Raw genomic sequence first — 24,709 nt, forward strand, 5'->3', positions numbered from 1 at the left:
GCTGCGAATTCATTGTCAAGTTATGAATAATCATCATTATAAAAATTACAATTCTACAGGTTAATTTGCATCAATGAAAAAAACCATATTAATTACAGGCTGTTCCAGCGGAATTGGCTACTGTGTTGCAAAGGCATTGCAGCAACGAGGTTATCGAGTGTTTGCAACGGCTTGCCGACGAGACAGCGTTACGGCGCTGCTCGAGCAAGGTCTGGAGAGCTTTCGTCTGGATTTAAACGATTCAAACTCGATTCATTTTGCCTTTGAGGAGGTTTTGCGCCGCACTGATGGCGAGCTCTATGCACTATTCAACAATGGCGCTTACGGATTACCCGGTGCGGTGGAAGATCTGAATCGTGATGCTTTACGCGCGCAATTTGAAACCAATGTGTTTGGCTGGCAGGAATTGACCAATCTGACGATACCGGTTATGCGTCGACAGGGTTATGGACGGATTATCCAGAATAGTTCAGTGCTGGGCTTTGTTGCACTACCTTTTCGCGGAGCTTACAACGCTTCCAAATACGCCATCGAAGGACTCAGTGATACCTTGCGACTGGAATTGAAAGGCAGCAATATATATGTGAGCCTGATCGAACCTGGGCCGATCGCCAGCAAGTTTCGGATAAATGCTGCCAAAGCTCTGGAAAAGTATATCGACATCGAGAGCAGCTTCCATCGGGAAAAATATCAGGGTGTATTGGGACGCCTGAATAAACCGGGACCTGCGGTTCCTTTTACGCTGCCACCTGAAGCCGTGCTGAAACGTGTAATCCATGCTCTTGAAGCTACCAAGCCGCAGCCACGCTATTATGTTACTTTCCCAACTTATCTGTTTGGCTTTCTCAAACGTGTGCTAAGCACACGCGCACTCGATATGTTGCTGGCCAAATCAGGAAACAATAACTGATCAATTCGAAGAACCGGAATTAAGGTTCGTAACCTGTCGCCAGGCATGACTGTAGGGTTTCCCAGGCAATATTACCAATAAAGGAATCCCCTCTTAAAGAAGCTTGCACAGAGTGACTATCGATTTTTTGCAACAGCAGGGCAAAGGAATAAACTGCTTTGTCATTATTACTGCGTTGTTCTGATGATTGAATTTCAGGATCGATATGGCCATAGATGAGAATGGCATCAGGATTCGAAGGCGCGTAAGTCGCAGTGGCGTTATGCCGGTATCGGGTATCGTACGCATGAATTTCCGATGCCTCGATATCCGAATATCGCCGGTTTCTGAATTGTAGTGGGCGCAATAATGTCCTGCCGTCGGATTGCAGTTTGTTTGTGACACAACTTGCAAGCGCTGCATGCTCACCGAACAATTGTTCTTCAAACAGCAGAGACTTGGTATTTGAATCGATTAAATTGGCACAAGCAGAAATAAAGAATATGACTAAGCCAGCAATCAATATCTTCATCTTAAATGCATCTGCACAAACCCGGGCTATTCATTGATGCGAATAATTGTTCGTTAACAAAACGCTACTCGTTAAAATAAACATAGCCCTTCATCGGAACCTCAGATTCTTTGAAGCGCTTGCGTTCCGGTAGATTTTGCTTTTTGTCCCACCACATATTACGCGCTTCCACACGCTTTTCTTTGACCTCTGGATTCTTTTCCAGATATTCACGCATGAATTTGGTGTGATCAGATTCGTAGTTATAATCCATGATTAACCTCTTACTTTGTTGTTGTAATAGTGGCACTTTAGCATAGCTCAGGTTTTCGTTACAGCCCTCTGACGCTCACATGCATCCGCTGCAACGACCAACTTCCTGTAACGAGCCGCCCATTCGAGTGGAATTGATGCGGATTGTTCATTTTGCTGCGCAGTGTATGCCGCCATGATGGCACCAAGCATAATGGCGCGACCACAACTATCACCACCAATACGAATATTTTCTTCAATTGCGGTGCGGTAATCAGGCGCGTATCGGATGATATGTGCAATCACGGGTATGCCCTCCAGAACGTGACAGGCTGTACCAAATCGTTTGGCGATCGCGGCGCTATCCAGTGTCTTCGTTTGAAGTGCCTCTTTTACTAACGAAGCCATTTCCTCATCTGCATTCGGCAATGCGTCGACAAGCGCTTGAGCAATCGACTTTCCATGCAATACGTTCAGCAGAACACAACCTGCATACTGCGCCGCCGTAACCGCCGTGTCATTATCATTGGTCAAGCGCACCACATGATCGATTTGGGTCATCAGCGCTGCCTGCGATCCGACATGGGTAGCTACTACAACCGGTATCGTTGCCAATGCAACAAACTGATCGTCATCGGCGCCGGAGTGTTCAGGGAATTCTTCCGGTTTGAGCACTAACAGCGTCTGCAGTGTTTGGCGTGTAGGGGAATCAACATAACCGACATAAGCACCACCGGGTCCTAGATAACTCCGATATTCGGTCTGATATGCCACCCGATCAAATTGGCCATGCTGCGCTAAATGCTGCAGCATCAGAAGGCACAACTCACCGTATGCGGATGAATCTCCCGCCACTTTGTTTCCATGCGCAAAGTAACCACTTACACCCGCATAATCACTGGCATCAGGTTGCACGAAAACCAATCCTTTGGTTTTCTCGATCTGGGCAATGCGTTCCGAATCGTATATCCAATGCAAACCCAACGCAGCGGAATCAGCAATCAATGCGCCCAGAATGGCCGCCGCACGAGGCTCAAACTTAATATTCAAATTCATAGCACTATCTCATGTTATTTGATTTCAACTTCATCGGATATTCTACGCGCCTCGTCCGCCAACATAACCGGAATACCGTCTTTAATCGCAAACGCAAGTCGATCAGGCTTACAAATTAATTCCTTTTCATCCTTTTTATAAATAAGCGGCCCCTTGCAGAGTGGACATACCAGAATATCGAGCAATCTTGCATCCATAAATTTTCCTTAGTTTATTTTTCTAGAATTTACTGAGAATATCATCCAATTGATCCAGGCTGGTATAGTGGATTACAATATTTCCCTGTCCATTTTTCTTAGGATTAATTGCCACTTGCGTGCCAAGACGTTCGGATACATCTTCTTGCAACCGCAAAAGGTCCCGGTCGGGCTTTTTATTCTTTTTGGGCGCCGGGTGTTCGATTTGGTTCACAAGCCTTTCTGTTTCGCGCACCGATAGCTGTTTATGTGCGATGATATTGGCAAGTTTAATTTGCTCCGCCGGCACCAGTGGCAACAACGCACGCCCATGGCCCATATCGATTTTTCCTTGCATCATTAATTCCTGTACTGGCGCTGACAGATTGAGCAGACGCAGCAAATTGGAAATGGCGCTGCGCGAATTGCCTAGGGCTTCTCCAGCCGTTTGGTGTGTCATGCCAAATTCATTGATCAGGCGTTGAATTCCCATCGCTTCTTCGAGCGGATTCAAGTTTTCACGCTGTATGTTTTCAATCAACGACATTGCCAGCGCGGATTCATCGGCAACTTTGCGAATCAATGCAGGCACTTCCTTGAGCCCTGCCAACTGCGCTGCGCGCCAGCGGCGCTCACCGGCGATTATTTCAAAACGACCCGCCTCAATTGGACGCACCAGAATCGGTTGCATGATGCCTTGCACCTTGATGGATTCGGCCAGTTCCATCAACGCCACCTGATCCATATTGGTTCTGGGCTGATATTTACCAGGCTGCAATCTGGATGTTTCAATGCTTTGCAATGACTCTTCAGCAAGAGCGTCGTCTGCACTGCCTGATAATAAAGCATCCAGCCCGCGTCCCAATCCTTTCTGTTTTATCATTTCATGGATTCCTTTATTTTTTATTAGCATGGCGTCTCTAAATAATTCCACATGCTGATCAAGGTGATGCGAGAGCAGAAAATGGTGGCATAACGTATGATCAGTCCGTGAGAATAAATTCTGCGAATAGCGAAGCATTGTAACGATATTTGGATTGTTAGAGATGCCCGGCAAGTATTTCCTGGGCAAGTTCGAGATAAGCCTGCGCCCCTTTGGATTGCCCATCGTGATACAAAACCGGCAAGCCAAAGCCGGGCGCCTCAGCCAGGCGTACATTGCGCGGAATTACGGTGCGATATACTTTGTCACCAAAGTGTTTTTGCAATTGATCAGAAACCTGCTGCGCCAGAATATTGCGCGGATCAAACATAGTCCGCAGCAAGCCTTCAATGCGCAAACCCGAGTTAAAACTGTTGCGTACGCGCTTGATCGTATTAACCAGATCGCTTAAGCCCTCCAGCGCGTAATATTCGCATTGCATAGGGATCATTACTGCGTGCGCGGCGCATAAGCCGTTTAAGGTAAGCAGGTTCAACGCTGGTGGGCAATCAATTAAAATATAAGTATAGTCACTTGCAATGTTTTCCAGAGCAATTTTCAATCGCGCCTCACGATGGGAAAATTCAACCATTTCCACTTCCGCTCCAGCCAGATCGCGGTTGGCGGGAATCAAATCATATTTCCCCTGCGGACTGTTCACCCGTACATGTTGGATTTCCGCATTACCCATCAGTACATGATAAATCGTGGTTTTTACCGTTTGTTTATTGATACCGCTGCCCATTGTCGCGTTGGCTTGCGGGTCGAGATCAACCAATAAAACACGTTTCCCAGAAACTGCCAGACTTGCTGCCAGGTTCACGCTAGTGGTAGTTTTCCCGACACCGCCTTTTTGATTGGTAATAGCGAGTATTTTAGTCACGGTATTTACTCCTTAGCAAGCCGTTAAAATTCTATTACACTGATGCAATCCCGCTGTTATAAATTGGCTCACCATACTCATCTGCAAATTGCACCGCTCCTGCGCCAATTATTGCTTTGAATTTGCCGTGCTCATGACGATTTCAACGATCTTCTAATCGCTTGAGACTGAATTAAAATCATGTTTAATAATAATCAACTGTCGAGTTGCTTTCAGTTCAGGCACGTTCAAAGTCACAATGTTTTCAATTAAAAAAGGCACTCGGATTTGTTTGCGTTCTTGCTCTGAACAAAGCCCTTTCATCGCGACCCATCGGCAATCGGTATTCGGTGTATTTGCCCACTGCCGGGTTAACGCAATAAATTCACTCAATTCAGAGAAGGCACGCGAGATAATGGTATTCACGCACCTACTTACAGGGACACTTTCAATCCGTTGCGCCACGATTTCAACGTTCTGCAATCCCAGCTCTATTTTTACCTGTTGTAAAAAAGCGATTTTCTTTTGATTGCTTTCAACCAGAGTCACGTGCCAGTCCGGTTTTGCCAGCGCGATCGGTATGCCCGGCAGTCCTGCCCCTGTGCCAACATCAATGATATTCGGACCGTGTATATGCGGCAGCACCACCAAGCTATCCATTACATGTTGGATCAACATGTCTTGTGGTTTGCGGATCGCAGTCAAGTTATGAACTTTGTTCCATTTTTCGATCAGCAATAAATAACGCTCAATGCTTCTGACAAGCAACTCACCCGGTGCGATTACCGTCGTATTCAGTGCGTGCAAACTTTGAGTAATCTGCGGCAACAGGCTCATTCATTGACCGCAAATCCGCGCTTCAAATGTACCAGGAGCAACGAGATTGCAGCCGGTGTCACTCCGGATATCCGCGACGCTTGACCCATGGTCTCCGGTTTGTGTTGATTCAGTTTTTGCTGCACTTCGTTTGATAATCCTTTCACAGTGCAATAATCAATACTCTTCGGCAGCAAAGTATTTTCATATTGCGCCTGACGAGAGATTTCTTCCTGTTGACGCTGGATATAACCTTGGTACTTGGCTTGAATCTCGACTTGCTCAGCCACTTGCGCTTTTACCACTGGTTCACCCGCACCAGGCAAGGTCATCAATGAGGTATAGGTAACATCCGGGCGTTTGAGTAATTCAGTGAAGGTATATTCGCGCTCGATGCTTTTGCCAAGCACACGAATGGCATCTTGCTCCGGCAATGTACCCGGCAACACACGAATCGAATTGAGTCGTTGTTGTTCTTTTTCAATCGCTTCCTTTTTCGCGCTAAATGCCTTCCAGCGTTGATCGTCGATCAAGCCAAGCTTTCTGCCGGTTTCAGTCAGACGCAGGTCGGCATTGTCTTCGCGTAATTGCAGACGATATTCGGCACGACTGGTAAACATCCGATATGGCTCGGTCACGCCGGAAGTCACCAGATCGTCGACCAGCACACCTAGATACGCATCATTACGCTGCGGTAGCCAGGCATCACGCTCCTGAATTTTCAGCGCAGCATTAACCCCGGCCAGTAACCCTTGCGCTGCCGCTTCCTCATATCCCGTCGTGCCGTTGATCTGCCCGGCAAAAAACAGATTCTCGATCGTTTTGGTTTCGAGCGAACGCTTCAAATTACGTGGATCGAAATAATCGTATTCAATCGCATACCCCGGTCGTGTGATATGTGCATTTTCTAAACCAGCAATCGAATGAATCAATTTAACTTGCACATCAAACGACAAGCTGGTTGAAATTCCGTTAGGGTAGACTTCATGCGTACCCAGACCTTCCGGCTCAAGGAAAATCTGATGTGATTCGCGCGCGGAAAAACGCACGACTTTATCCTCGATCGACGGACAGTAACGCGGCCCGACACCCTCAATTTTCCCGGAAAACAGTGGCGAATCGACCAGACCACCGCGGATAATATCGTGCGTCACTTCATTGGTATGAGTGATCCAACAGGAAATCTGTCGCGGATGCTGAATGTCGGTGTCAATCAACGAGAACGAAGGTGTCGGCTGATCGCCCGGCTGCTCCAGCAGCTTGACATAATCCATTGTGCGACCGTCGATGCGCGGTGGAGTTCCGGTCTTTAGCCGTCCTGCCGGAAACTCCATTTCGCGCAATCGCTGTGCCAATGTGATCGACGGTGGATCGCCTGCGCGGCCTGCCTTGAAATGAGTTTTGCCGATATGCGCCAGCCCGGCGAGGAATGTACCCACCGTCAGGATCACCGCACGCGCATGGATTTTAATCTGAAGCTGCGTAACCACGCCGATCACACGATCCTGTTCGAGGATCAAATCATCCACCGCCTGTTGCATCACCCGTAAATTCGGTTGATTCTCAACCCGACTGCGGATCGCCTGACGATATAGCACTCGATCCGCTTGCGCGCGCGTTGCCCTGACCGCAGGGCCTTTACTCGAATTGAGTATACGAAACTGAATTCCCGCTTCGTCCGCCGCCACGCCCATCACACCACCCAAGGCATCAATTTCCTTGACCAAATGACTTTTACCGATGCCCCCAATCGAAGGATTGCACGACATCTGACCGATCGTCTCAATATTATGCGTCAGCAACAACGTTTGGCAGCCCATCCGCGCCGCTGCCAATGCAGCTTCCGTTCCGGCATGCCCGCCACCCACAACGATAATGTCAAATTCCGCGTGATTGTTCATGATGTTAAGCTATCGATAGTCCTGATGAAACAAGAAGGTTTTTAATAGAAAGGTTTCACGTGAAACCTTTCTTGCATTGTAAGCTAAAAGACGTGATTATAGGTAGAGTGGAATTATCAAAGCAAGCTAATATTTAAGATAAAAAATAAGCTCTCTTAATTTAGACTCAACCCAAGAATTTTATGTGTCAAACGTTGTAGCCTGCTTGGGCGGAATATATGTGCTATTTGTATAGTCGCATTTGCAAATTTTTCAAAACCGGCGTCCCTTATTGCGCGCTCCCTGAAGCAATTTAGCCTTCACTTTGAGTTTATCATTAAGTCTTTGTAATTATGCATCTTTATCCAGCATAATTTGCTGAATTTCTGCTACTTCAATTTTTGCATCAGCAAGAGCTGATATAAGTTCAGCCAATTTAAGCTTTGACTCAGCTTTTTAAGGTAACATCACTTTCTCTGTGAGCTTTGAAATTTCAGTAGCTGTTTTCACGCTACTCAATACGGTGGAGATGGCTGTCAGGTTTATACAACCACCATATGAAAAACATCTAAAATAATAACATGTTAGCATTGCTTATATAAATTAATTCTTAAATTCTTAATCCGTGAGTTTGACATCAACACAAAATCCATGTGATTCTGATCATTATTATATATACTATAAAAGTTTCTGTCTTCAATGTGGAAATGAAACACTGGATTTGCAAATTATCAATCCTACCCATCCTATTTCTCACCGCTTGCGCGATGGGGCCAGACTTTATTCGCCCACAAGTGGATACCGCCGAGAAGTTTCGGTTGTCAGAGATGGAGGCCGAATCGATCGCCAATTTACAATGGTGGGAATTGCTGCAGGATGAAACGCTGCAGCAATTGATTCGGCAAGCTTTGCAGGAGAACAAGGATCTCAAGCGTGCCATTGCTAGTGTCGAAGAGTTTGAAGCGCGCTCACGTATTGCGTTTATGGATTTTGTGCCTAATATGGATATCACTGGTAATGCGCCAGCGTTTGGCACACTCGGTGGGTTCCTGCGTCCAGGTTTTGCGACTCCATTCAATTATTTCGGACAGACCACTTTAAACTGGGAATTGGATATCTGGGGCAGGATTCGCCGTTCCAATGAGGCTGCCCGCGCTGAATTGATGGCGCGTGAGGAAAATCGCCGTGCAATTATTCTAACGCTCATCAGTGCAGTGGCACAATCCTATTTCGATCTGTTGCAATTTGACATCCAGATGGAGATTGCGCATCGTGCCTTGTCTTCATGGGAAGAGTCGGTCGCTATTTCCCGCGCGCAGCTGCAAGGTGGCATTATTTCACGTCTGGATCTGGATCAGTTCGAGGCGGAACGTGCAAATGCAGCCTCAAGGGTAGCTGAACTTGAGCGAAGAATGGTTCAAAAAGAAAATGAGCTCAGCGTTCTGCTGGGAAAAAACCCTATATCGATAGCGCGAGGCCGACTTCTGACAGAGCAGGTGATTCCGCCTGAGGTACCCGCGGGATTACCTTCCGAATTATTGCAACGGCGCCCGGATATTCTTCAAGCCGAGCAATCTTTGGCAGCAGCCACTGCCAGAATCGGCGTGGCTAAAGCAGCGCGTTTTCCCAAACTTTCCATTACAGGTTTTCTTGGCGTAGCCAGTCCGGCTTTGTCCAACCTGCTGCTTTCCGGTAGCGAGTTTGGCGTGGGTGGACTTGGCTTAGCAGGTCCATTGCTCAATGCGCAAAGCTTGGGTTTTGAGCAGCGCGCCGCCGAAGCGCAGGCAAAGCAAGCGTTAGCGCAATACGAGCAAACGATCCTGATTGCGTTCAAAGAAGTTGAAGATGCACTGGTGGCCATTCGCACCGTCAACGAGCAAATCAAAGCACAGCAACAGCAAGTCGAAGCATTGCACTCTGCTTTGCATGTGGCAGACCTGCGCTATCAGGGCGGCATTACAAGTTACGTCGATGTGTTGCTCGCCAAACGCACGCTGTTCGATGCCGAGTTTTCCCTGAGTGCGACGCAACGCCTTCATCTGGTATCCATTATTCAGCTATATAATGCATTGGGTGGCGGATGGTCACCGGAAAGCGATAGCGATCATGATATAAATAAAGTAAAGCTACACTGAGTTCGCTTGCATCAGCACAGAGGAAAAACATGAATAAAATTTTTTTGAGCATCGGCTTGTGCGTGATTTTTCTGACCGGCTGCGCTGAAAACCTGCCTGAGGATTCTTCCGCACCGGCTCCGCAAGTTGAAATAATCACCGTAACAACGAAAACGATTCAGGATGAACCTGAGTTCATCGGACAAACAGAAGCTTTTCGTCCTGTCGAGATTCGTTCGCAAGTCAGCGGAATTATCAAAAAGGTCTTTTTTACCGAAGGTCGCAATATCAAAAAAGGGGACCAGCTATACCTCATTGATCCAGTGCCATTTAGAGCCATTTATCTCAGCAGCAAAGCCAAGGTGGCTCAGGCTCAAGCCCGGCTCGATCTGGCTAAGCAGGATTTGGCGCGCGTGCTTCCGTTGCTTGAGCAACAAGCGGTCAGTAAAAAAAATGTAGATGATGCGCAAGTAGAAGTACGGGCAGCTAAAGCGGCATTGGAATCGGCACAAAGTGATCTGATCAAGGCCAAATTTGATCTGGATAATACACTCATTACAGCGCCGGTAAACGGTCGCATTGGTCGCAGCCATTTTTATGAAGGAAGATTGATTTCCGCTCAGGAAGCGCTGCTTGCGACAATCGATCAACTTGATCCGATGTATGTCAATGTTAGTGTTCCTGAAAGTTATCTTCTGCGCCGCCGCCGTGAACTCGCTGAGCATAAGGTGGAGCGACCGGATATTTTTCAGTTACGCGGCGTGATGACTTTTATGGATGGCAGCGTGTATCCGCAGGAGGGCGTGCTTGATTTTGCAGATGTTGCTTTGCGGCCTGAAACGGGCACGTTGCAAGGACGATTTGTATTCCCAAATCCCGAAGGCGCGTTTGCCCCGGGGCAATCCTATTTTTATCCCGGCCAGTTCGTCAAAGTTCGCATTAAAGGCTATATCCGCACCGATGCCATCCTGATCCCGCAACGCGCTGTTCAGCAGGGACCCAGCGGTTCGTTTGTCTATGTCGTTGACATTGAAGATAAAGCGGAGCTTAGAGCGATTAAAGCCAGCATGTGGCGCGGAAAAGAATGGCTGATCGAGGAGGGTTTACGTCCAGGAGAGCGGGTGGTGGTGGAAGGTTTTTTTCGGATTCTCCCAGGCGCGAAAGTCGATCCTGTGCCTCATAAAAAAGAAACTACTACCTCAAAACACAGCTCCGAGAAACTCAATCTACTGAGTACGCCATGAACTCTCATTTCTTCATTGACCGACCTATTTTTGCATCGGTTTTGTCCATTATCATTGTTGTCATCGGCCTAGTTGCCCTGCAGAAATTGCCTATTGCGCAGTTTCCACAGATCACTCCACCTATGGTGCAGATCGATGCGGATTATCCGGGCGCCAGCGCGGAAGTCGTGGCGGAAGCGGTGGCGCGCCCGATTGAAGTGCAGCTTCCTGGGATTGATAATCTTTTATATTATGAATCAACCAGTACGAACGACGGGCATATGACTATGAAGCTCACGTTCGAGATCGGAACCGACATCGACATTGCACAGGTACAGACGCAGAATCGACAGCGTCTGGCCGAACCGCAACTGCCCGATGAGGTTGTTCGACAAGGTATCACCGTCAAAAAAACATCACCTGATTTATTGGCAGTGATTGCTTTGAGTTCAACGGATCCCAAGCATGACACCGTTTTTCTATCGAACTATGCGTTGCTACGTATTCTGGATAGCGTCAAACGGCTCCCGGGTGTCGGCGATGCAATTATTTTTGGCGGACAGAATTATTCCATGCGGCTAATTCTCGACCCCGTCCGTATGGCGCAACTTAATATTACACCAACCGAAATTGCGGCGGTTGTGCGGGAGCAGAATCGCGATTTTCCGGCCGGCAGGATAGGGCGCGAGCCAACGCCCAAAGGTACGGAATTAACTATTCCGGTTATTACCCGTGGCCGCATGAGTGAAGTCAGCGAATTTGAAGACATGATTATTCGCGCCTACCCGGACGGCGCAATGGTGCGGATGCGCGATGTTGCGCGCGTAGAGCTGGGCGCACAATCCTATGATCTGCAAGGGCGATGGAATGGAAAACCCAACACCTTTTTACTGACCTTTCTGGCACCCGGTGCAAATGCGCTCGACACCGTTCGGCGGGTTCGTGAAGAAATGGACAAACTCGCCGACGGCTTCCCAGCCGGGGTGTCTTATGATATCCCTTACGACACGACGAGATTCATAGAGGTTTCTATCAGAGAAGTGGTCAAGACGCTTGCCGAAGCCATGATATTAGTGATTCTGGTTGTTTTTTTCTTTTTGCAGAGTTGGCGTGCAACGTTGATTCCAGCGATCGCAGTTCCAATTTCGCTGATCGGAACGCTTGCCGGCATGGATGCCTTGGGATTCTCGATCAATACGCTGACGCTTTTCGGTATGGTTCTGACCATTGGTATCGTTGTCGACGATGCCATTGTGGTGGTGGAGAATGTTGAACGACATATGGCGCAAGGTGGTCTCTCACCTCGTGACGCAGCAAAAAAAGCCATGAGCGAGGTAACAGGGCCGGTAATCGCAATTGTGCTGGTGCTGGCTGCCGTGTTTGTACCCGTGGCGTTCCTGGGTGGAATTACTGGCGAATTGTATAAGCAGTTTGCCATCACCATTGCGCTCTCTGTGGCTATATCCGGGTTTGTGGCGCTGACTCTCAGTCCTGCGTTATGCGCCTTAGTGCTCAAGCCAAGTCATGGCACCCCCGGACGATTCTGGCAAACATTCAACCGCTTTTTCGATTGGGCACAGACAGGTTACGTCGGGACAGTCAACGTGGTGATTAAACGATCGGTGATTGCGCTTGCCATTTTTGCGATACTAATAGTAACTATTGTGGGCTTGTTCAAAACGATCCCCGGGAGTTTTCTGCCGGAAGAAGATCAGGGATATTTTATTACGGTGGTGCAATTGCCGGAAGGCGCCTCGATGACACGCACCATTGAGGTGTTAGAGAAAATCGAAGGCTATTTTCAAGAGATTCCTGCCGTTCATTCAACCGACACTTTGGCTGGTCAGAATTTTGTTTTCGGTACTCGCGGAACGAACCAGGCGACGATGTTTATTCCGTTACATCACTGGGACGAGCGCAAGCGTGCCGACCAACAGGTACCCGGCCTGATTGCCGCAGCTTATCAGGAATTTGCCAAAATTCCGGAAGCTTTGGTGCTGGCTTTTAATGCCCCTTCGATTAGCGGATTGGGTTCCACCGGCGGTTTTTCAGCGCAACTCCAAGATCCTGCTGGAGGCGATTTCGCTGAATTTGCCGCAGTGGCGCAGGAATTTACCGCCAAGGCCACCGAACACCCGGCTATTGCGGTGGCCAGCACCAATTTTCGCATCAGTGCGCCACGACTGTTTGCCACGGTAGACCGGGAACGTGCTAAAGCATTGGGCGTTCCGATTTCGGAAGTATTCGATACCATGCAGGCTTATTTTGGTAATTTGTATGTCAATGATTTTGTAAAATTTGGCCGCATCTACCGGGTACAAACTGAAGCATTGCCCGAATATCGCTCGAACCCGGATGATATCAGCAAGATTTATGTACGCGCCCGGACGGGAGATACACATACGATGATTCCGTTGGATTCGGTGGTAACCACTGAATTTAATAGTGGCCCAGATCCCGTGACGCATTTCAATGGATTCAATTCTGCGCTCATACTGGGCGGTGCGGCACCCGGTTATAGCTCGGGGGAAGCGCTTGAAGCATTGCAACAAGTTGCCGATGAAATTTTGACTCCCAAAGGCTATTCGATTGATTGGAGTGGAATATCGTTACAAGAACGTAAGGCGAGCGGACAATCGACTTACGTGTTCGCTTTTGCCTTGCTGATGGTATTTCTGGTGCTTGCCGCATTGTACGAAAGCTGGTCTATTCCGTTTGCTGTTATTTTAGCCATCCCTTTTGGAATCCTGGGTGCGCTTCTGGCAATCTGGACACGGGATCTGACCAATGACATTTATTTCCAGATCGGATTAGTTACATTGATCGGATTAGCTGCCAAAAATGCCATTTTAATTGTTGAATTCGCTAACCAACGCCATGCAGGCGGGATGTCATTGACCGAAGCAGCACTTGAAGCGGCACGGCTTCGCTTTCGCCCTATCATCATGACGTCGATGGCATTCATTCTAGGTGTGCTGCCACTGGTTATCGCATCCGGCGCAGGTGCAGCCAGCCGTCATTCAATTGGCACCGGCGTATTCGGTGGTATGCTGGCAGCCACGTTCCTGGCGATCTTTTTCGTGCCGCTGTTTTTTGTCATGATCGGCAAGTTTACGCATCGTGGCCAACCGCCAATGAATGCAATCGAGCCGCAAGAAGCAATTGCTATAGCGCCACCGCAAGATGATCAAGCTGGAATCGATGAAGGTAAACAGTGATTAGAAATTTAGCGCGGCATGGTTTCGCGCTTGTCTGCGGATTATTATTCGCCAGCCATGCGATTGCACAAGACAGCGCACAGCCACGCTTGCCGACAGTCGAATTGACAGCCGGCATGCATGTAATTCAAGCTGAAGTTGCGCACACGCACGACCAGCAGAGCATTGGCTTAATGCACCGTCAGAAGATGGGGAGTAACGAAGGAATGCTATTCGTTTACGAAGCACCACAAATACGCTGCTATTGGATGCGTAATACGCTAATACCACTCACCATTGCGTTTATCGGCGATGATGGCACCATCATCAATCTGCGCGACATGCAACCGCGCAGCGAACGCACGCACTGTTCGAGTAAGCCGGTACGTTATGCGCTGGAAATGAACCAAAGCTGGTTCAAAGCGCGTGGACTGAAACCTGGCTTCAAGTTGCGCGGAATTCCACTCCCTCCGGCAACTGTACCGTAAGTGTATCTGCAACTCCTTGATTACTGTCCTACCGAATAGAGCGTGCTAACGTCCTCGCCCTCCAGCTGCACGGCGAGGTTCATCGAAACGATGCCGGGTTGATGGTGCAAAACCAGCGCTCACAGGTTTTTTAGTCGCAGGTTTCCTGCTTGCGGAATTTTTTTGCGGATTGCGTGCAGGCTTTGCACCACGTGGCTCTCCGCCACGGCCATTTTTAATTGGCTCAGCCTTAATACTAGGATCCGGCTCAAATCCGGTAATCATCTGGCTGCGCAATTCGTTCTTGATTAATTTTTCGATTGCCGTGAGCAGCTTTGTTTCATCAACACACACCAGCGATACGGCATCCCCTTCTGCACCAGCGCGCCCTGTCCGGCCAATGCGGTGAACATAGTCTTCAGGAACCTGAGGCAATTCAAAGTTTACGACGTGAGGCAATTCACTGATATCAATGCCGCGTGCCGCTATATCGGTTGCAACCAAGACTTGCAGGTTACCCGACTTAAATTTGGCCAAAGCCTGCGTGCGCGCCGTCTGGCTTTTGTTGCCATGGATTGCCAGTGATGGAATACCGCTCGCGGTCAGAAATTCTGCCAGTTTATTGGCTCCGTGTTTGGTACGGGTAAATACCAGCACCTGCGACCAGCGATGTTGCTTGATCAGGTGTGCCAAGAGATCTCGTTTGCGTTCACGATCTACCGGATGCACCACATGCGTAACCTTATCCGCAATCGCATTACGGCGCGCTGCTTCGATCAATGCTGGCTGATTGAGCAAGTTATCTGCCAGCGCGCGGATTTCATCGGAAAAAGTCGCCGAGAATAATAAATTCTGTCGCTGCTTGGGCAACAATGCGAGTATTTTTTTGATATCCCGGATAAAGCCCATATCGAGCATGCGATCAGCTTCATCCAGCACAAGAATCTCAATCTGAGACAGGCTCAATGTATTTTGCTGCACATGATCCAGCAAGCGTCCCGGTGTAGCAACCAGAATGTCCACGCGGCTTTTCAAGCGGGTAATTTGCGGATTAATATTCACACCGCCAATCATCATCATTGAACTTAACTTTAAATATTTACCATAATCACGCACACTTTCTTCCACCTGCGCCGCAAGTTCTCGCGTCGGCACCAAAATAAGTGCACGTATCGGTGGGCGTCCGCTGGACGGCCCTTTGACGCTTTTGTCAGAAAGACGATGCAGAATCGGCAAAGTAAAACCGGCCGTTTTGCCAGTGCCGGTTTGCGCTCCAGCCAGCAAATCGCCGCCCGTCAGGACAGCTGGTATTGCTTGTGCTTGAATGGGTGTAGGTGCGGTATATCCGCGTTCAGTAACAGCACGAATAATTTCATCGGACAAGCCGAAAGTAGCGAAAGACATAAAACTCCAAGGAGGGTTAACGGTTTGTCATCCCGGATTGGGTATGACTATCAAGGTAAAGGGATGAAGGATACTGCCATAAATCCAAATCTTGTAGCGAGTATAATATGAATTGGTCACAGAATCTCAACAATCATCAACTAAATTCTAATTTTTCCATGGTTTTATATTGTTATTTTACTACTTGGCTTATCTTGCCATCGCTATCGCCATGAGCGATGATTCCGCCATTCATTGGCAAGAAACGGGTGAAGAAAAAACCGCTCGATGGCATTCAGAGAAAGGATTGCCAGCGCCCAAACGAGTACAGGTCATCGATGATCGCATGCCAGCCGATACCGCTTACCGGCTGGCATGCGAAGGCATTGCGTTGCTCTGGCGCGGCGATTTCCAGAATGCGCGCCAACTGCTGCAAGCAATGGCACGCCGAACGGATAAAATAAAACCGAAGAAACCAAAACAGCCGGACTTATCATCTGCCGAAGCATTCCACCAACATCGTCTGACGCAATCTCAACGCGCCCGTACTCTGGAAAAACTATTGCTTCCTTTTAACGCCGACCACAGCATTCCGTTGCGCCGCGCACCCGACACGCGAGCGGCTTGTTTGGAAGCATATGGGCCGTGCACTGAGCCCTACATCGCCTCTCTGCGTGGACTGCAAGGATTAATCGGGGCACACGAATGGCGCAAAAAAGGAATTGAGATTCCGGTATTGGATCTCGTGATTCATCCACATTACGGAGTTTTTGCACCGATCCGCAACGAGTATGTACAATTGATTGTACAAGCGCCGCTTCCCAAACTACTAGCAACAGAATCAACTGCATTCGACATTGGTACCGGAACGGGTGTATTGGCCGCAACTCTGGCGTTACGTGGTGTTCGGCATATCATCGCGACTGATCAGGATCCACGCGCAATGAACTGTGCACGTGACAATTTGAAACGCCTGAATTTGCTAAACCAGGTTGAATTAGTGCAAACAGATCTTTTTCCGCAAGGCGGCGCGGCACTGATCGTATGCAATCCACCGTGGATTCCAGCACGCCCCAGCTCACCACTGGAGCATGCAATCTTCGACCCGGGAAGCCGCATGCTTCATGGCTTTCTACATGGACTCAGCGCGCATTTGCTACCCGGCGGCGAGGGCTGGCTGATCCTTTCTGACTTTGCCGAACATTTGGGATTGCGCACGCGCGACGAATTACTCGCTGCCATTGATGCGGCAGATTTGAAAGTATTGGATCGAACGGATATCAAACCGCACCATCCTCGTGTTTCGGATACTAGCGACCCACTGCACAAAGCTCGTGCCGCGGAGCTTACTTCACTGTGGCGCTTGGCAGTCCAGTAATCGGAATAGTGCTTCAACCTATCCTTACAACTCCGTATATTTCTTGGCGCTGCCTCTGGATTTATCTGCCGGATATTTCTGTGCGTTTTGCTTGATTTTTTCCAATACGATTTGTTTCACATCCAGATCGTATTTTTCAGCCAGCAGCAAAGCAAACGCGATAACGTCGGCAAGCTCTTCCTTCACCTTATTGATATCCGCTTGTTCAGAGGATTTCCATAGAAAGGCTTCGAGCAGCTCTCCGGCTTCGATATTTAATGCCAGCGCAAGATCTTTGGCAGTATGAAATTGCGCCCAATCCCGTTCATCACGGAATTTAATGAGCGCCTGGATAATTTCTTTAATATCGTTCACATGAAAAGAATTCTATTTGAAATAACAAATCGCCGTGTGACAAGTCAATCGACAGCTCAACCGATTTGGATAAATCTGGCTGTGGAAGGAACGCCCGATGCATTCCAGACAAATAGTAAATAATGCCCCGGAGGCGCTAAATTGGGTGATGCCGGTGACTGCACTGTTACTATATTACCCTCCGCCAAAAACGGCAAATCAAAGAAACGTGTTTCTTGGTTAAATGCATGCGTAGCAGCACCAACGCGCACCAATGTAACTCTTGCAATACTTTCGCTTGCTTCGATTGAAAATTGCTGATCCCAGCTTATCGGTGTCGCGGGTGCATCATTAATATCCGGGCGAGGAGCAAGCTCACCACTTCCATCCGTCTTGAATAAGTATGGTGGGTAATAAATTTCGCCGTTGAGTTGTGTTAGAGGACCTGCCGCACCGCCACCACCTGTAATTACTGTTCCATCTGGAAGCAGAAGAGAAGCTGAGTGATACAAACGCGCCGTGGCTGCGCTTGCTGTCGCTTTCCATGTGTTTGTAACAGGATTCCATAATTCCGTATCCAGCGCTGCGCCCGCCAAATCGTTACCTGTCGATGAACCGCCATTGACCCAAACGTGACCATTCGCCAGCACGGTTGCTGTGCCATACAAGCGGTCTTTTGCTAAGAAACCAGCGCCAGAAACAATAGGTTTTACAGGATTATTGAGATCAACAACAATAGCTTTACGATCCTTACGGATTGTAAGGATCTTTCCAGGTGCAAACATTACACTTGACAGGCTTGCTTTACTTGCTTGAATCTTATTAGTGTATTTCGAAAGCACGCCATCGCCTGATGTGTTCAAGTTATACATGTTTCCATTATGCGCAAGAATAAACAAATCCCCCTGAGGATTTACCCAGGCCCTCGGATAGAACCAAGAGGAAGCGCCCAGCGCTCCATAAGCATAATCGCTGGTTGCTGAGGTGAGTGTACGCCAGTTACCATCAGTTGCCCGTACTTCCGGTGTAGATGAATAAGTGGCTTCCGTCGCAGGAGCCGTTTTTGATCCTTTAAAGAGCCTGTCGTTGCGTCCACCCAGCACAATGTGCTCTCCATTAGGAAGTGTTACTGCAGTTGCATACCACCGCTTAAATGCCATACTCTGGGTTTGACGCACTAGCGTGTCAGTGCTTGGATCAAAAATATTGACGTCATTAACCGCATAGTTTCGGATATTATTAACCCGCCCATCACCTCCGATAATTAACGCTTCGCCTGTTCCAGGTATATGTGCCTGACCTGCACAAAAAATATCAGTCTCGGTAGTATTGGGTAACACATCAAATGCATCAATCCCTGTCCCCATTGACGGATCCCAAATCGCAAAATACATCTTGGCACCCTGTACGCCACTGGGATTCGTACCGTAAGCAAATACCCTTCCATCCGGCATAAGCATCATGGCTATAGGAATAATCGGCCAGTTATGTAAGGGGCCGAATTCGCCCTTTATATGCGCTTCAGGTCCGGCCGCCATAGCAATGGATGCGCCTCTGAAGCTCAACGCCAGCAAAACCACGCTGAAAAGACAAAAAAATATAAAGTACCGACCTCGCTGGGCAACCGACAAACCCCTAACTGTCATCATCATGTCCCTTTTCACTCTTGAATTCATCATTATCCATCCAGCACAAGCAAATAAACGATCAGAGTATGCTTATCTTGTTAATTCGATCAGCGCAATCTAAAAATCGTGAATTGCAGTACATAGTGCATAAAATTTTTTGGATATGATAGAGAAAGTTGTCACCGATTAGGTAGGAGAATTGTCCTGTTTTGCGTCAATACAGGGTCGTAGAAGTCGATTGAGCGGTATTTATAAGTACAGCATTCAAAAAACTAAATATTCACAATTCGTAGAACAGCTTATTCGAGACAATCGATACAAAGCAAAAATATAAAACCCTGTAAAATAATAGAACAAATACCATTCAACGAGAGGCCACCTATGCAAAAACAAATCGCAGCTTTCATTATTTTTATGCTGGCATCTCTGCCAGGATATGCCCAACAACCGAATTTCACTCCGGAGCAAATGCAGCAATTAATGCAACAGGCACAACAAATGGAGGAATGTATGTCTGGGATCGATGAAAAAGCCATGGAAGCATTAGGAAAAAAATCGCAAGCCATGGAAGCAGAAATAAAATCCCTGTGCCAAGCAAATAAACGCAGCCAGGCACAAAGCACCGCCATCCAATTCGGGCTTTCCATGTCTCAGGATGAAAATATCAGAATAGCCAAAGAATGCGGCGAGATGGCAATGGGTATGCTGCCGAAAATGGATTATCCAACCAGCGAAAAGGATCTTAAAGGGCGCCATATTTGTGACTCTTATTGATTACGGACGGGGCAAGATAAAAACTGCCCCTTCTTACACGCTCTTTCTCCGCGCAATACAAGCCGAAAATCATAATCAGTGATTTCGAGGCTGGGCAATGAACAAATCATTGTTGATCACTTTATAGACGATTCAATGTTCATCATTAATACGTCTTGACCAATAACCCGATAAACTGTGCTTCAGTGGCCCTGGTTTGCCAATCCCCTCGAAAGGGCTTTTTGAATAGCCTTTATCAGACTATTAATTCTTTTTACCAAAGGCTTCTCAGTTTTTTGCCAATAAAGATATCCTCTCAAGCATGGAGAGAAAAAACAGATTCATTCGGTCAATTGCCGCGTACAACACCTTTTCCAGATTCTAATTCGGCGATAGATTCCAATACCCAACGTGCATTTGCAGGTAAGCGAAGCAAATATGTAATTAATTGGATCCATAGAGGCTATGCTGACCGGCGTTCTAATCGTTCTAACCACTTACGAAAAAGTGGGCATTCTTGACGGACTGCATCAAGTCCAATTTCAAGGATAGCTAAGGTTCCCATTAGCGGTTTCTCATAGTTTGGAACCAAACTTATAATTCGTTTAGACGGCGCTGTTTGCGGAGAATCATTGATTTCTTCTGGGGTTGTAAACTGGTCACGGATAGCCTGAAATTTTGATGACAACTCTGGCTTACCAATACCTGATCCAAGTTTATCGGTATCACTGAATAATAGTCCCTCAAATTCATACATCATAACGTAAGGTAAAAAACGATTTCTCTCGAATCCATTACCCATCTCGTTGCAAATATCTGCTAACAATGCGCGCTCGACTGAAATTGCCTTTTCAGGAAAAGCCAGCTGAGCCGCCTCAGCCCGTCTCGGCCAAGCCTTTTCGCCAGTTTGAGGAAGTGCATAAAAATCCATCATCGTCGAAGAAAGACATTCTGTATCCTCTTTCAAATGTCTTAGAATATCCTTACGTACCGAGCTCCATGCTCGAACACCGCCTCGGCGATCACGCTGGCGTGCATTGCCAACCAGCCGTGCACTCACTTTCGTATACCCATATTTATAAAGGTGTGGTGCCAATATCTCATTCACAAAGGTCTCCTCTGTTTCACCCTCAACATGAATCAGCAATCTAGACATGGATTCACTCAGCTCCAGGGCGACCACCCAGTTCATTTTTTTCCCAGAGCTGACCCAGACTGTAATCTTGCAACCACCCGTCCAGTTTAACTGGATCAAGTCGAGTGAACTGAGTTCCCCCATCCACCCGATCTGCCACTAATACATCTTCTGGTTGAAAGTGATCCAACAAGATCGAAGATTGTGTGGATATAATCACTTGTATATTAACTGAAGCCTGCCTAATGAGTGATGTCAGCAAAGTAATGGCATAAGGATGCAGTCCGAGTTCAGGTTCATCAACCAAAATCACCGATGGTTGATAATGTATAGGTTGAAGAAATAAAGTAGCCAAAGCAATAAAGCGCAACGTTCCATCAGAAAGTGCAGATGCATCAAAATAAGCCTCTGAGCCTTTGTGTTTCCACTCCAATCTAATTTTTTCCGAATTCAATTGTTGCGGCTCCAATTGAAAATCATCGAAGAATGGTGCTACTCGCTGTACGGTACGACGAATAAGACTATAAGAAGTGTTGTGCTTTTCGCGCAAAAAGTAGAGAAATGCAGCCAAGTTTGAACCATCCGGACGTAGATAGCGATTGTCATTGATATCCATCGTCTTCTTCATCGGTGAGCTAGAACTTGTGTCGTGAAAATGGTAAAGCCGCCATCGATCAAGATGCTCGCGCACATAGTTAGCGACTTTTTTAGAGCTTGGCGCGCTGATACTGGCCTCTTTGCCAATACGCGCAATACCTTCTTTGTATGGTTCCGAATAATTTCTCTTGTCCCAAAAATAAACCCACTCGGATTCTGGAACTAGCTCGTCAGCATCGGTAGGCTGAAGATTAATTCTGTACTGGTTCCTCTCATCCTCAAACTTAATATGTATTTGCAAATTATTGGTTATCTTGGTACCAAAATGCAATACCTTGTCGGCCCCGCCAGCCTTGATCACATAATCTTGCAAATGCCCTTCTCTGATAGAATGTAAAAAAGAAAATACACCAATGAAATTGGATTTCCCTGAGCCATTCGGACCAATAACCACGTTGATAGCTCCCAGTTTTACCTCAATGGAAGAAATACTCTTGAAACCTTTTATGCTAATGGTGTTAAGTTCTGGCATGAGTTTCTTTTTTACTTCAATTAAAAATTTGACCCATTACCGACTAATCGGCTTATACCGTATCCGCTTTGGTTTCGCGCCTTCTTCGCCCAAACGGCTTCTCTTATCGGCTTCATATTCCTGATAGTTGCCGTTGAAGAAGGTCCACTGCGATTCACCTTCGGCGGCGAGGATATGCGTGGCTATGCGATCGAGGAACCAGCGGTCATGCGAGATGACCAGTACGCAACCGGCGAATTCCAATAACGCATCTTCCAGTGCGCGCAGCGTTTCCACATCGAGATCATTGGAAGGCTCGTCCAGCAGCAGCACGTTGCCACCTGAAATCAATGTTTGAGCCAGATGAAGGCGGCCACGTTCGCCGCCGGAGAGTTGACCGATCATTTTCTGCTGATCACCACCCTTAAAGTTAAAACGTCCCAGGTAGGCCCGCGCCGGCGTCGTGTATTTGCCCACCACCAGCAAATCGTTGCCGCCGGAAATGGCGTCGAATACGGTTTTGTCGTTTTCCAATGAATCGCGGGCTTGATCGACATGCGCAATTTGGACCGTGTGGCCGATTTTCACTGCGCCGGAATCCGGTTGTTCCTTGCCGGTAATCAACTTGAACAAAGTAGATTTACCCGCGCCGTTCGGCCCGATAATGCCGACAATCGCGCCTGGCGGTACTATGAAACTCAGATTGTCGATCAGTAAGCGGTCACCATAGGATTTCGATACGCCGTCAAACTCAATGACTTCATTACCCAGACGCTCGCCCACGGGAATGAAAATCTCCTGGGTTTCATTGCGCTTCTGGTATTCCTGCGAATTGAGTTCTTCAAAACGGGCGATACGCGCCTTGGATTTCGCCTGCCGTCCTTTCGGGTTTTGGCGCACCCATTCCAGCTCTTTCTTCATCGATTTCATGTGCGCATCGACCTGCTTCTGCTCTTGCTCGAGACGCGCCTCTTTCTGCTCCAGCCAATTGGAATAATTACCTTTCCACGGAATGCCGTGACCACGGTCGAGCTCAAGAATCCACTCAGCAGCGTTATCGAGGAAGTAACGATCGTGTGTCACCGCTACGACCGTGCCGGGAAAACGCACCAGAAACTGCTCCAGCCATTCGACCGATTCCGCATCCAAATGGTTGGTCGGTTCGTCCAATAACAGCATATCCGGCTTTTCCAACAACAGCTTGCATAACGCCACGCGACGCTTTTCTCCACCGGACAAATTTTTAACCACCGCATCCCATGGCGGCAAGCGCAACGCATCGGCGGCAATCTCCATCTGGTGCTCGGTATCGCTGCCAGCCATAGCAATAATCGCTTCCAGACGAGCTTGCTCAGTGGCCAGTGCATCAAAATCGGCGCCTTCCTCGGCGTAAGCTGCGTACACTTCGTCCAGTTTCTTCTGCGCCTGCATCACTTCGCCCATTGCTTCTTCAACTTCTTGACGTACGGTATATTCAGGATTCAGTTGAGGTTCTTGCGGCAGATATCCTATGCGGATATCCGGCAGACGCTGTACCTCACCTTCAAATTCCTTATCTACATCGGCCATGATACGCAGCACAGTTGACTTTCCAGAGCCGTTCAATCCGAGCAAACCGATTTTTGCACCAGGGAAGAAGCTGAGTGAAATATCTTTGATAATCTGACGCTTGGGTGGAACCATTTTGCTCACACGGAGCATAGACATTACATATTGGGCCATAGGTTAAATAATCTTATTTGAATGGAAGAAAAAGTATGAATACTTAAAACGATAATGAAAGAGTGTAACGCACGTGCTTAAGCATTGAAAGCAGAGGCGCAGGATCATCGTTAATCTCCAAAAAATCATCACCAAAACTTCTCGCCATCCTCCAGATAGCGCCATTGCCCTTCCGGCAAATTGCTTAGTTGGACTTTGCCGATACGCACACGCTTTAAGCCGGTGACTTTTAAATTCACCAACTCGCACATACGGCGGATCTGACGCTTTTTTCCTTCGTGCAAGATAAATCGCAATTGATCCCGATTTTGCCAGCTCACTTGCGCCGGTTTTAGTGCTTGGCCGTCAAGATTCAAGCCGTGATTAAGCAACGCCAGCTTGGCCGGAGGCAAAGCACCTTCAACCCGCACCAGATATTCTTTATCAATGCGAGAATTCTCGCCAATCAATTGTTTCGCAATACGGCCATCCTGCGTCAGCACCAGCAAGCCCTGCGAATCGATATCAAGCCGGCCTGCCGGTGCCAGATTTCTCAAGTGCGCTGGCTGAAAACGTTTAGCTGACTGATGGGAAATAAATTGTTTTTCTGGTTTGATCAGAACAACAGCAGGCTGATAGCCCGGTTCAGGCTGTCCAGATACATAACCGATAGGTTTATTAAGCAAGATGGTTACCAAATTGCTTTGCTGCGATTGAGCCGCCTTGTTCAATTTGATTTTTTGCGTGGGATAAATTTTGGTGCCCAACTCGGAAATCTGTTCCCCATCAACAAACACCCAACCCAGATCAATATAGCGATCCGCTTCACGGCGCGAGCATAAGCCTTGTTCTGACATCAGTTTGGATAAGCGGATTTTTTCCATAAAGAGGTTATAATGTTGGTAGTAAAAAAAATGAATGGAAG

At 47.8% G+C, this 24,709-nt stretch carries 23 protein-coding genes; 7 read left to right on the forward strand and 16 right to left on the reverse strand.

Annotation, left to right across the window (positions count from 1 at the left end; translation table 11 throughout):
• The first annotated feature begins 73 nt into the window (after positions 1-73).
• Positions 74-910 carry an SDR family oxidoreductase gene (locus tag C7H79_RS06650; protein WP_106706512.1) on the forward strand — a complete coding sequence of 279 codons (837 nt, stop codon included), beginning with the start codon at positions 74-76 and terminating at the stop codon, positions 908-910.
• Positions 911-929: 19 nt separating this feature from the next.
• Here C7H79_RS06650 and C7H79_RS06655 read toward each other — a convergent pair whose 3' ends face one another.
• The 8 genes from C7H79_RS06655 to mnmG form a co-directional block, all read right to left on the reverse strand.
• Positions 930-1,421: a hypothetical protein gene (locus tag C7H79_RS06655; protein WP_106706513.1), complete on the reverse strand. Its 492-nt coding sequence runs from the start codon at positions 1,419-1,421 to the stop codon at positions 930-932.
• Positions 1,422-1,485: 64 nt separating this feature from the next.
• A complete protein-coding gene (locus tag C7H79_RS06660) occupies positions 1,486-1,674 on the reverse strand; it encodes a DUF3460 family protein (RefSeq protein ID WP_106706514.1) in 189 nt (62 codons plus the stop codon).
• A gap of 47 nt (positions 1,675-1,721) precedes the next feature.
• Entirely contained in the window at positions 1,722-2,708 is a 987-nt protein-coding gene (locus C7H79_RS06665; RefSeq protein WP_106706515.1) for an ADP-ribosylglycohydrolase family protein, read from the reverse strand.
• 14 nt (positions 2,709-2,722) lie between these two features.
• A complete protein-coding gene (locus C7H79_RS06670; protein ID WP_106706516.1) occupies positions 2,723-2,905 on the reverse strand; it encodes a Trm112 family protein in 183 nt (60 codons plus the stop codon).
• 22 nt (positions 2,906-2,927) lie between these two features.
• Positions 2,928-3,767: a ParB/RepB/Spo0J family partition protein gene (locus tag C7H79_RS06675; protein ID WP_106706517.1), complete on the reverse strand. Its 840-nt coding sequence runs from the start codon at positions 3,765-3,767 to the stop codon at positions 2,928-2,930.
• A gap of 157 nt (positions 3,768-3,924) precedes the next feature.
• The gene (locus tag C7H79_RS06680; RefSeq protein ID WP_106706518.1) at positions 3,925-4,689 is read right to left on the reverse strand and encodes a ParA family protein; all 765 of its coding nucleotides are present in this window, start codon (positions 4,687-4,689) and stop codon (positions 3,925-3,927) included.
• Positions 4,690-4,842: 153 nt separating this feature from the next.
• Entirely contained in the window at positions 4,843-5,505 is a 663-nt protein-coding gene (gene rsmG / locus C7H79_RS06685; protein WP_106706519.1) for a 16S rRNA (guanine(527)-N(7))-methyltransferase RsmG, read from the reverse strand.
• Entirely contained in the window at positions 5,502-7,385 is a 1,884-nt protein-coding gene (mnmG, locus tag C7H79_RS06690; RefSeq protein ID WP_106706520.1) for a tRNA uridine-5-carboxymethylaminomethyl(34) synthesis enzyme MnmG, read from the reverse strand. The genes rsmG and mnmG overlap by 4 nt, the downstream gene beginning before the upstream one ends.
• A 686-nt stretch (positions 7,386-8,071) precedes the next feature.
• On the opposite strand from mnmG, the gene C7H79_RS06695 reads away from it, so the two are divergent.
• Genes C7H79_RS06695 through C7H79_RS06710 form a run of 4 tightly spaced genes read left to right on the forward strand, consistent with a single transcriptional unit; the run spans position 8,072 to position 14,386 of the window.
• Complete coding sequence (locus tag C7H79_RS06695; protein WP_106706521.1) at positions 8,072-9,499, forward strand: efflux transporter outer membrane subunit; 1,428 nt, start codon at positions 8,072-8,074, stop codon at positions 9,497-9,499.
• A gap of 29 nt (positions 9,500-9,528) precedes the next feature.
• Positions 9,529-10,722 (forward strand): efflux RND transporter periplasmic adaptor subunit, encoded by a 1,194-nt coding sequence (locus C7H79_RS06700; RefSeq protein ID WP_106706522.1) that lies wholly within the window; start codon positions 9,529-9,531, stop codon positions 10,720-10,722.
• Positions 10,719-13,919, forward strand: a complete 3,201-nt coding sequence (locus C7H79_RS06705) for an efflux RND transporter permease subunit (RefSeq protein ID WP_106706523.1) — start codon at positions 10,719-10,721, stop codon at positions 13,917-13,919. Before C7H79_RS06700 ends, C7H79_RS06705 begins: the two co-directional genes overlap by 4 nt.
• Entirely contained in the window at positions 13,916-14,386 is a 471-nt protein-coding gene (locus tag C7H79_RS06710) for a DUF192 domain-containing protein (protein ID WP_197714602.1), read from the forward strand. Before C7H79_RS06705 ends, C7H79_RS06710 begins: the two co-directional genes overlap by 4 nt.
• Before the next feature lie 45 nt (positions 14,387-14,431).
• On the opposite strand, the gene C7H79_RS06715 is transcribed toward C7H79_RS06710, so the two are convergent.
• Positions 14,432-15,769, reverse strand: coding sequence for a DEAD/DEAH box helicase (locus C7H79_RS06715; protein WP_106706524.1), 1,338 nt, complete (start codon positions 15,767-15,769; stop codon positions 14,432-14,434).
• 211 nt (positions 15,770-15,980) lie between these two features.
• Between C7H79_RS06715 and C7H79_RS06720 the strand changes: the two genes are divergently transcribed.
• Entirely contained in the window at positions 15,981-17,126 is a 1,146-nt protein-coding gene (locus tag C7H79_RS06720) for a methyltransferase (RefSeq protein ID WP_106706553.1), read from the forward strand.
• A 24-nt stretch (positions 17,127-17,150) separates the two neighbouring features.
• Here the strand turns inward: C7H79_RS06720 and C7H79_RS06725 are convergent, their stop codons facing one another.
• Both C7H79_RS06725 and C7H79_RS06730 read right to left on the reverse strand, forming a co-directional pair.
• On the reverse strand, positions 17,151-17,480 hold the full coding sequence (locus C7H79_RS06725; protein ID WP_106706525.1) for a nucleotide pyrophosphohydrolase: 330 nt from the start codon (positions 17,478-17,480) through the stop codon (positions 17,151-17,153).
• 56 nt (positions 17,481-17,536) lie between these two features.
• Entirely contained in the window at positions 17,537-19,138 is a 1,602-nt protein-coding gene (locus C7H79_RS06730; protein ID WP_242447179.1) for a galactose oxidase-like domain-containing protein, read from the reverse strand.
• A 330-nt stretch (positions 19,139-19,468) separates the two neighbouring features.
• Between C7H79_RS06730 and C7H79_RS06735 the strand changes: the two genes are divergently transcribed.
• On the forward strand, positions 19,469-19,861 hold the full coding sequence (locus C7H79_RS06735; RefSeq protein ID WP_106706526.1) for a hypothetical protein: 393 nt from the start codon (positions 19,469-19,471) through the stop codon (positions 19,859-19,861).
• A gap of 132 nt (positions 19,862-19,993) precedes the next feature.
• Here the strand turns inward: C7H79_RS06735 and C7H79_RS19670 are convergent, their stop codons facing one another.
• The 5 genes from C7H79_RS19670 to C7H79_RS06765 all read right to left on the reverse strand — a co-directional run bounded on the left by C7H79_RS19670 (position 19,994) and on the right by C7H79_RS06765 (position 24,668).
• On the reverse strand, positions 19,994-20,065 hold the full coding sequence (locus C7H79_RS19670) for a type II toxin-antitoxin system YoeB family toxin (RefSeq protein WP_309477321.1): 72 nt from the start codon (positions 20,063-20,065) through the stop codon (positions 19,994-19,996).
• A 238-nt stretch (positions 20,066-20,303) separates the two neighbouring features.
• Positions 20,304-21,032: a DUF4276 family protein gene (locus tag C7H79_RS06750; protein WP_106706527.1), complete on the reverse strand. Its 729-nt coding sequence runs from the start codon at positions 21,030-21,032 to the stop codon at positions 20,304-20,306.
• A complete protein-coding gene (locus C7H79_RS06755; RefSeq protein ID WP_106706528.1) occupies positions 21,001-22,104 on the reverse strand; it encodes an AAA family ATPase in 1,104 nt (367 codons plus the stop codon). Before C7H79_RS06755 ends, C7H79_RS06750 begins: the two co-directional genes overlap by 32 nt.
• A gap of 36 nt (positions 22,105-22,140) precedes the next feature.
• Complete coding sequence (gene ettA / locus C7H79_RS06760) at positions 22,141-23,805, reverse strand: energy-dependent translational throttle protein EttA (RefSeq protein WP_106706529.1); 1,665 nt, start codon at positions 23,803-23,805, stop codon at positions 22,141-22,143.
• Between the two features lie 128 nt (positions 23,806-23,933).
• Positions 23,934-24,668: a pseudouridine synthase gene (locus C7H79_RS06765; protein WP_106706530.1), complete on the reverse strand. Its 735-nt coding sequence runs from the start codon at positions 24,666-24,668 to the stop codon at positions 23,934-23,936.
• Between the last annotated feature and the right edge of the window lie 41 nt (positions 24,669-24,709).

Origin of the sequence: Nitrosomonas supralitoralis, assembly GCF_003011925.2 — a bacterium.
In the GTDB taxonomy this organism is placed as follows: Bacteria; Pseudomonadota; Gammaproteobacteria; order Burkholderiales; family Nitrosomonadaceae; genus Nitrosomonas; species Nitrosomonas supralitoralis.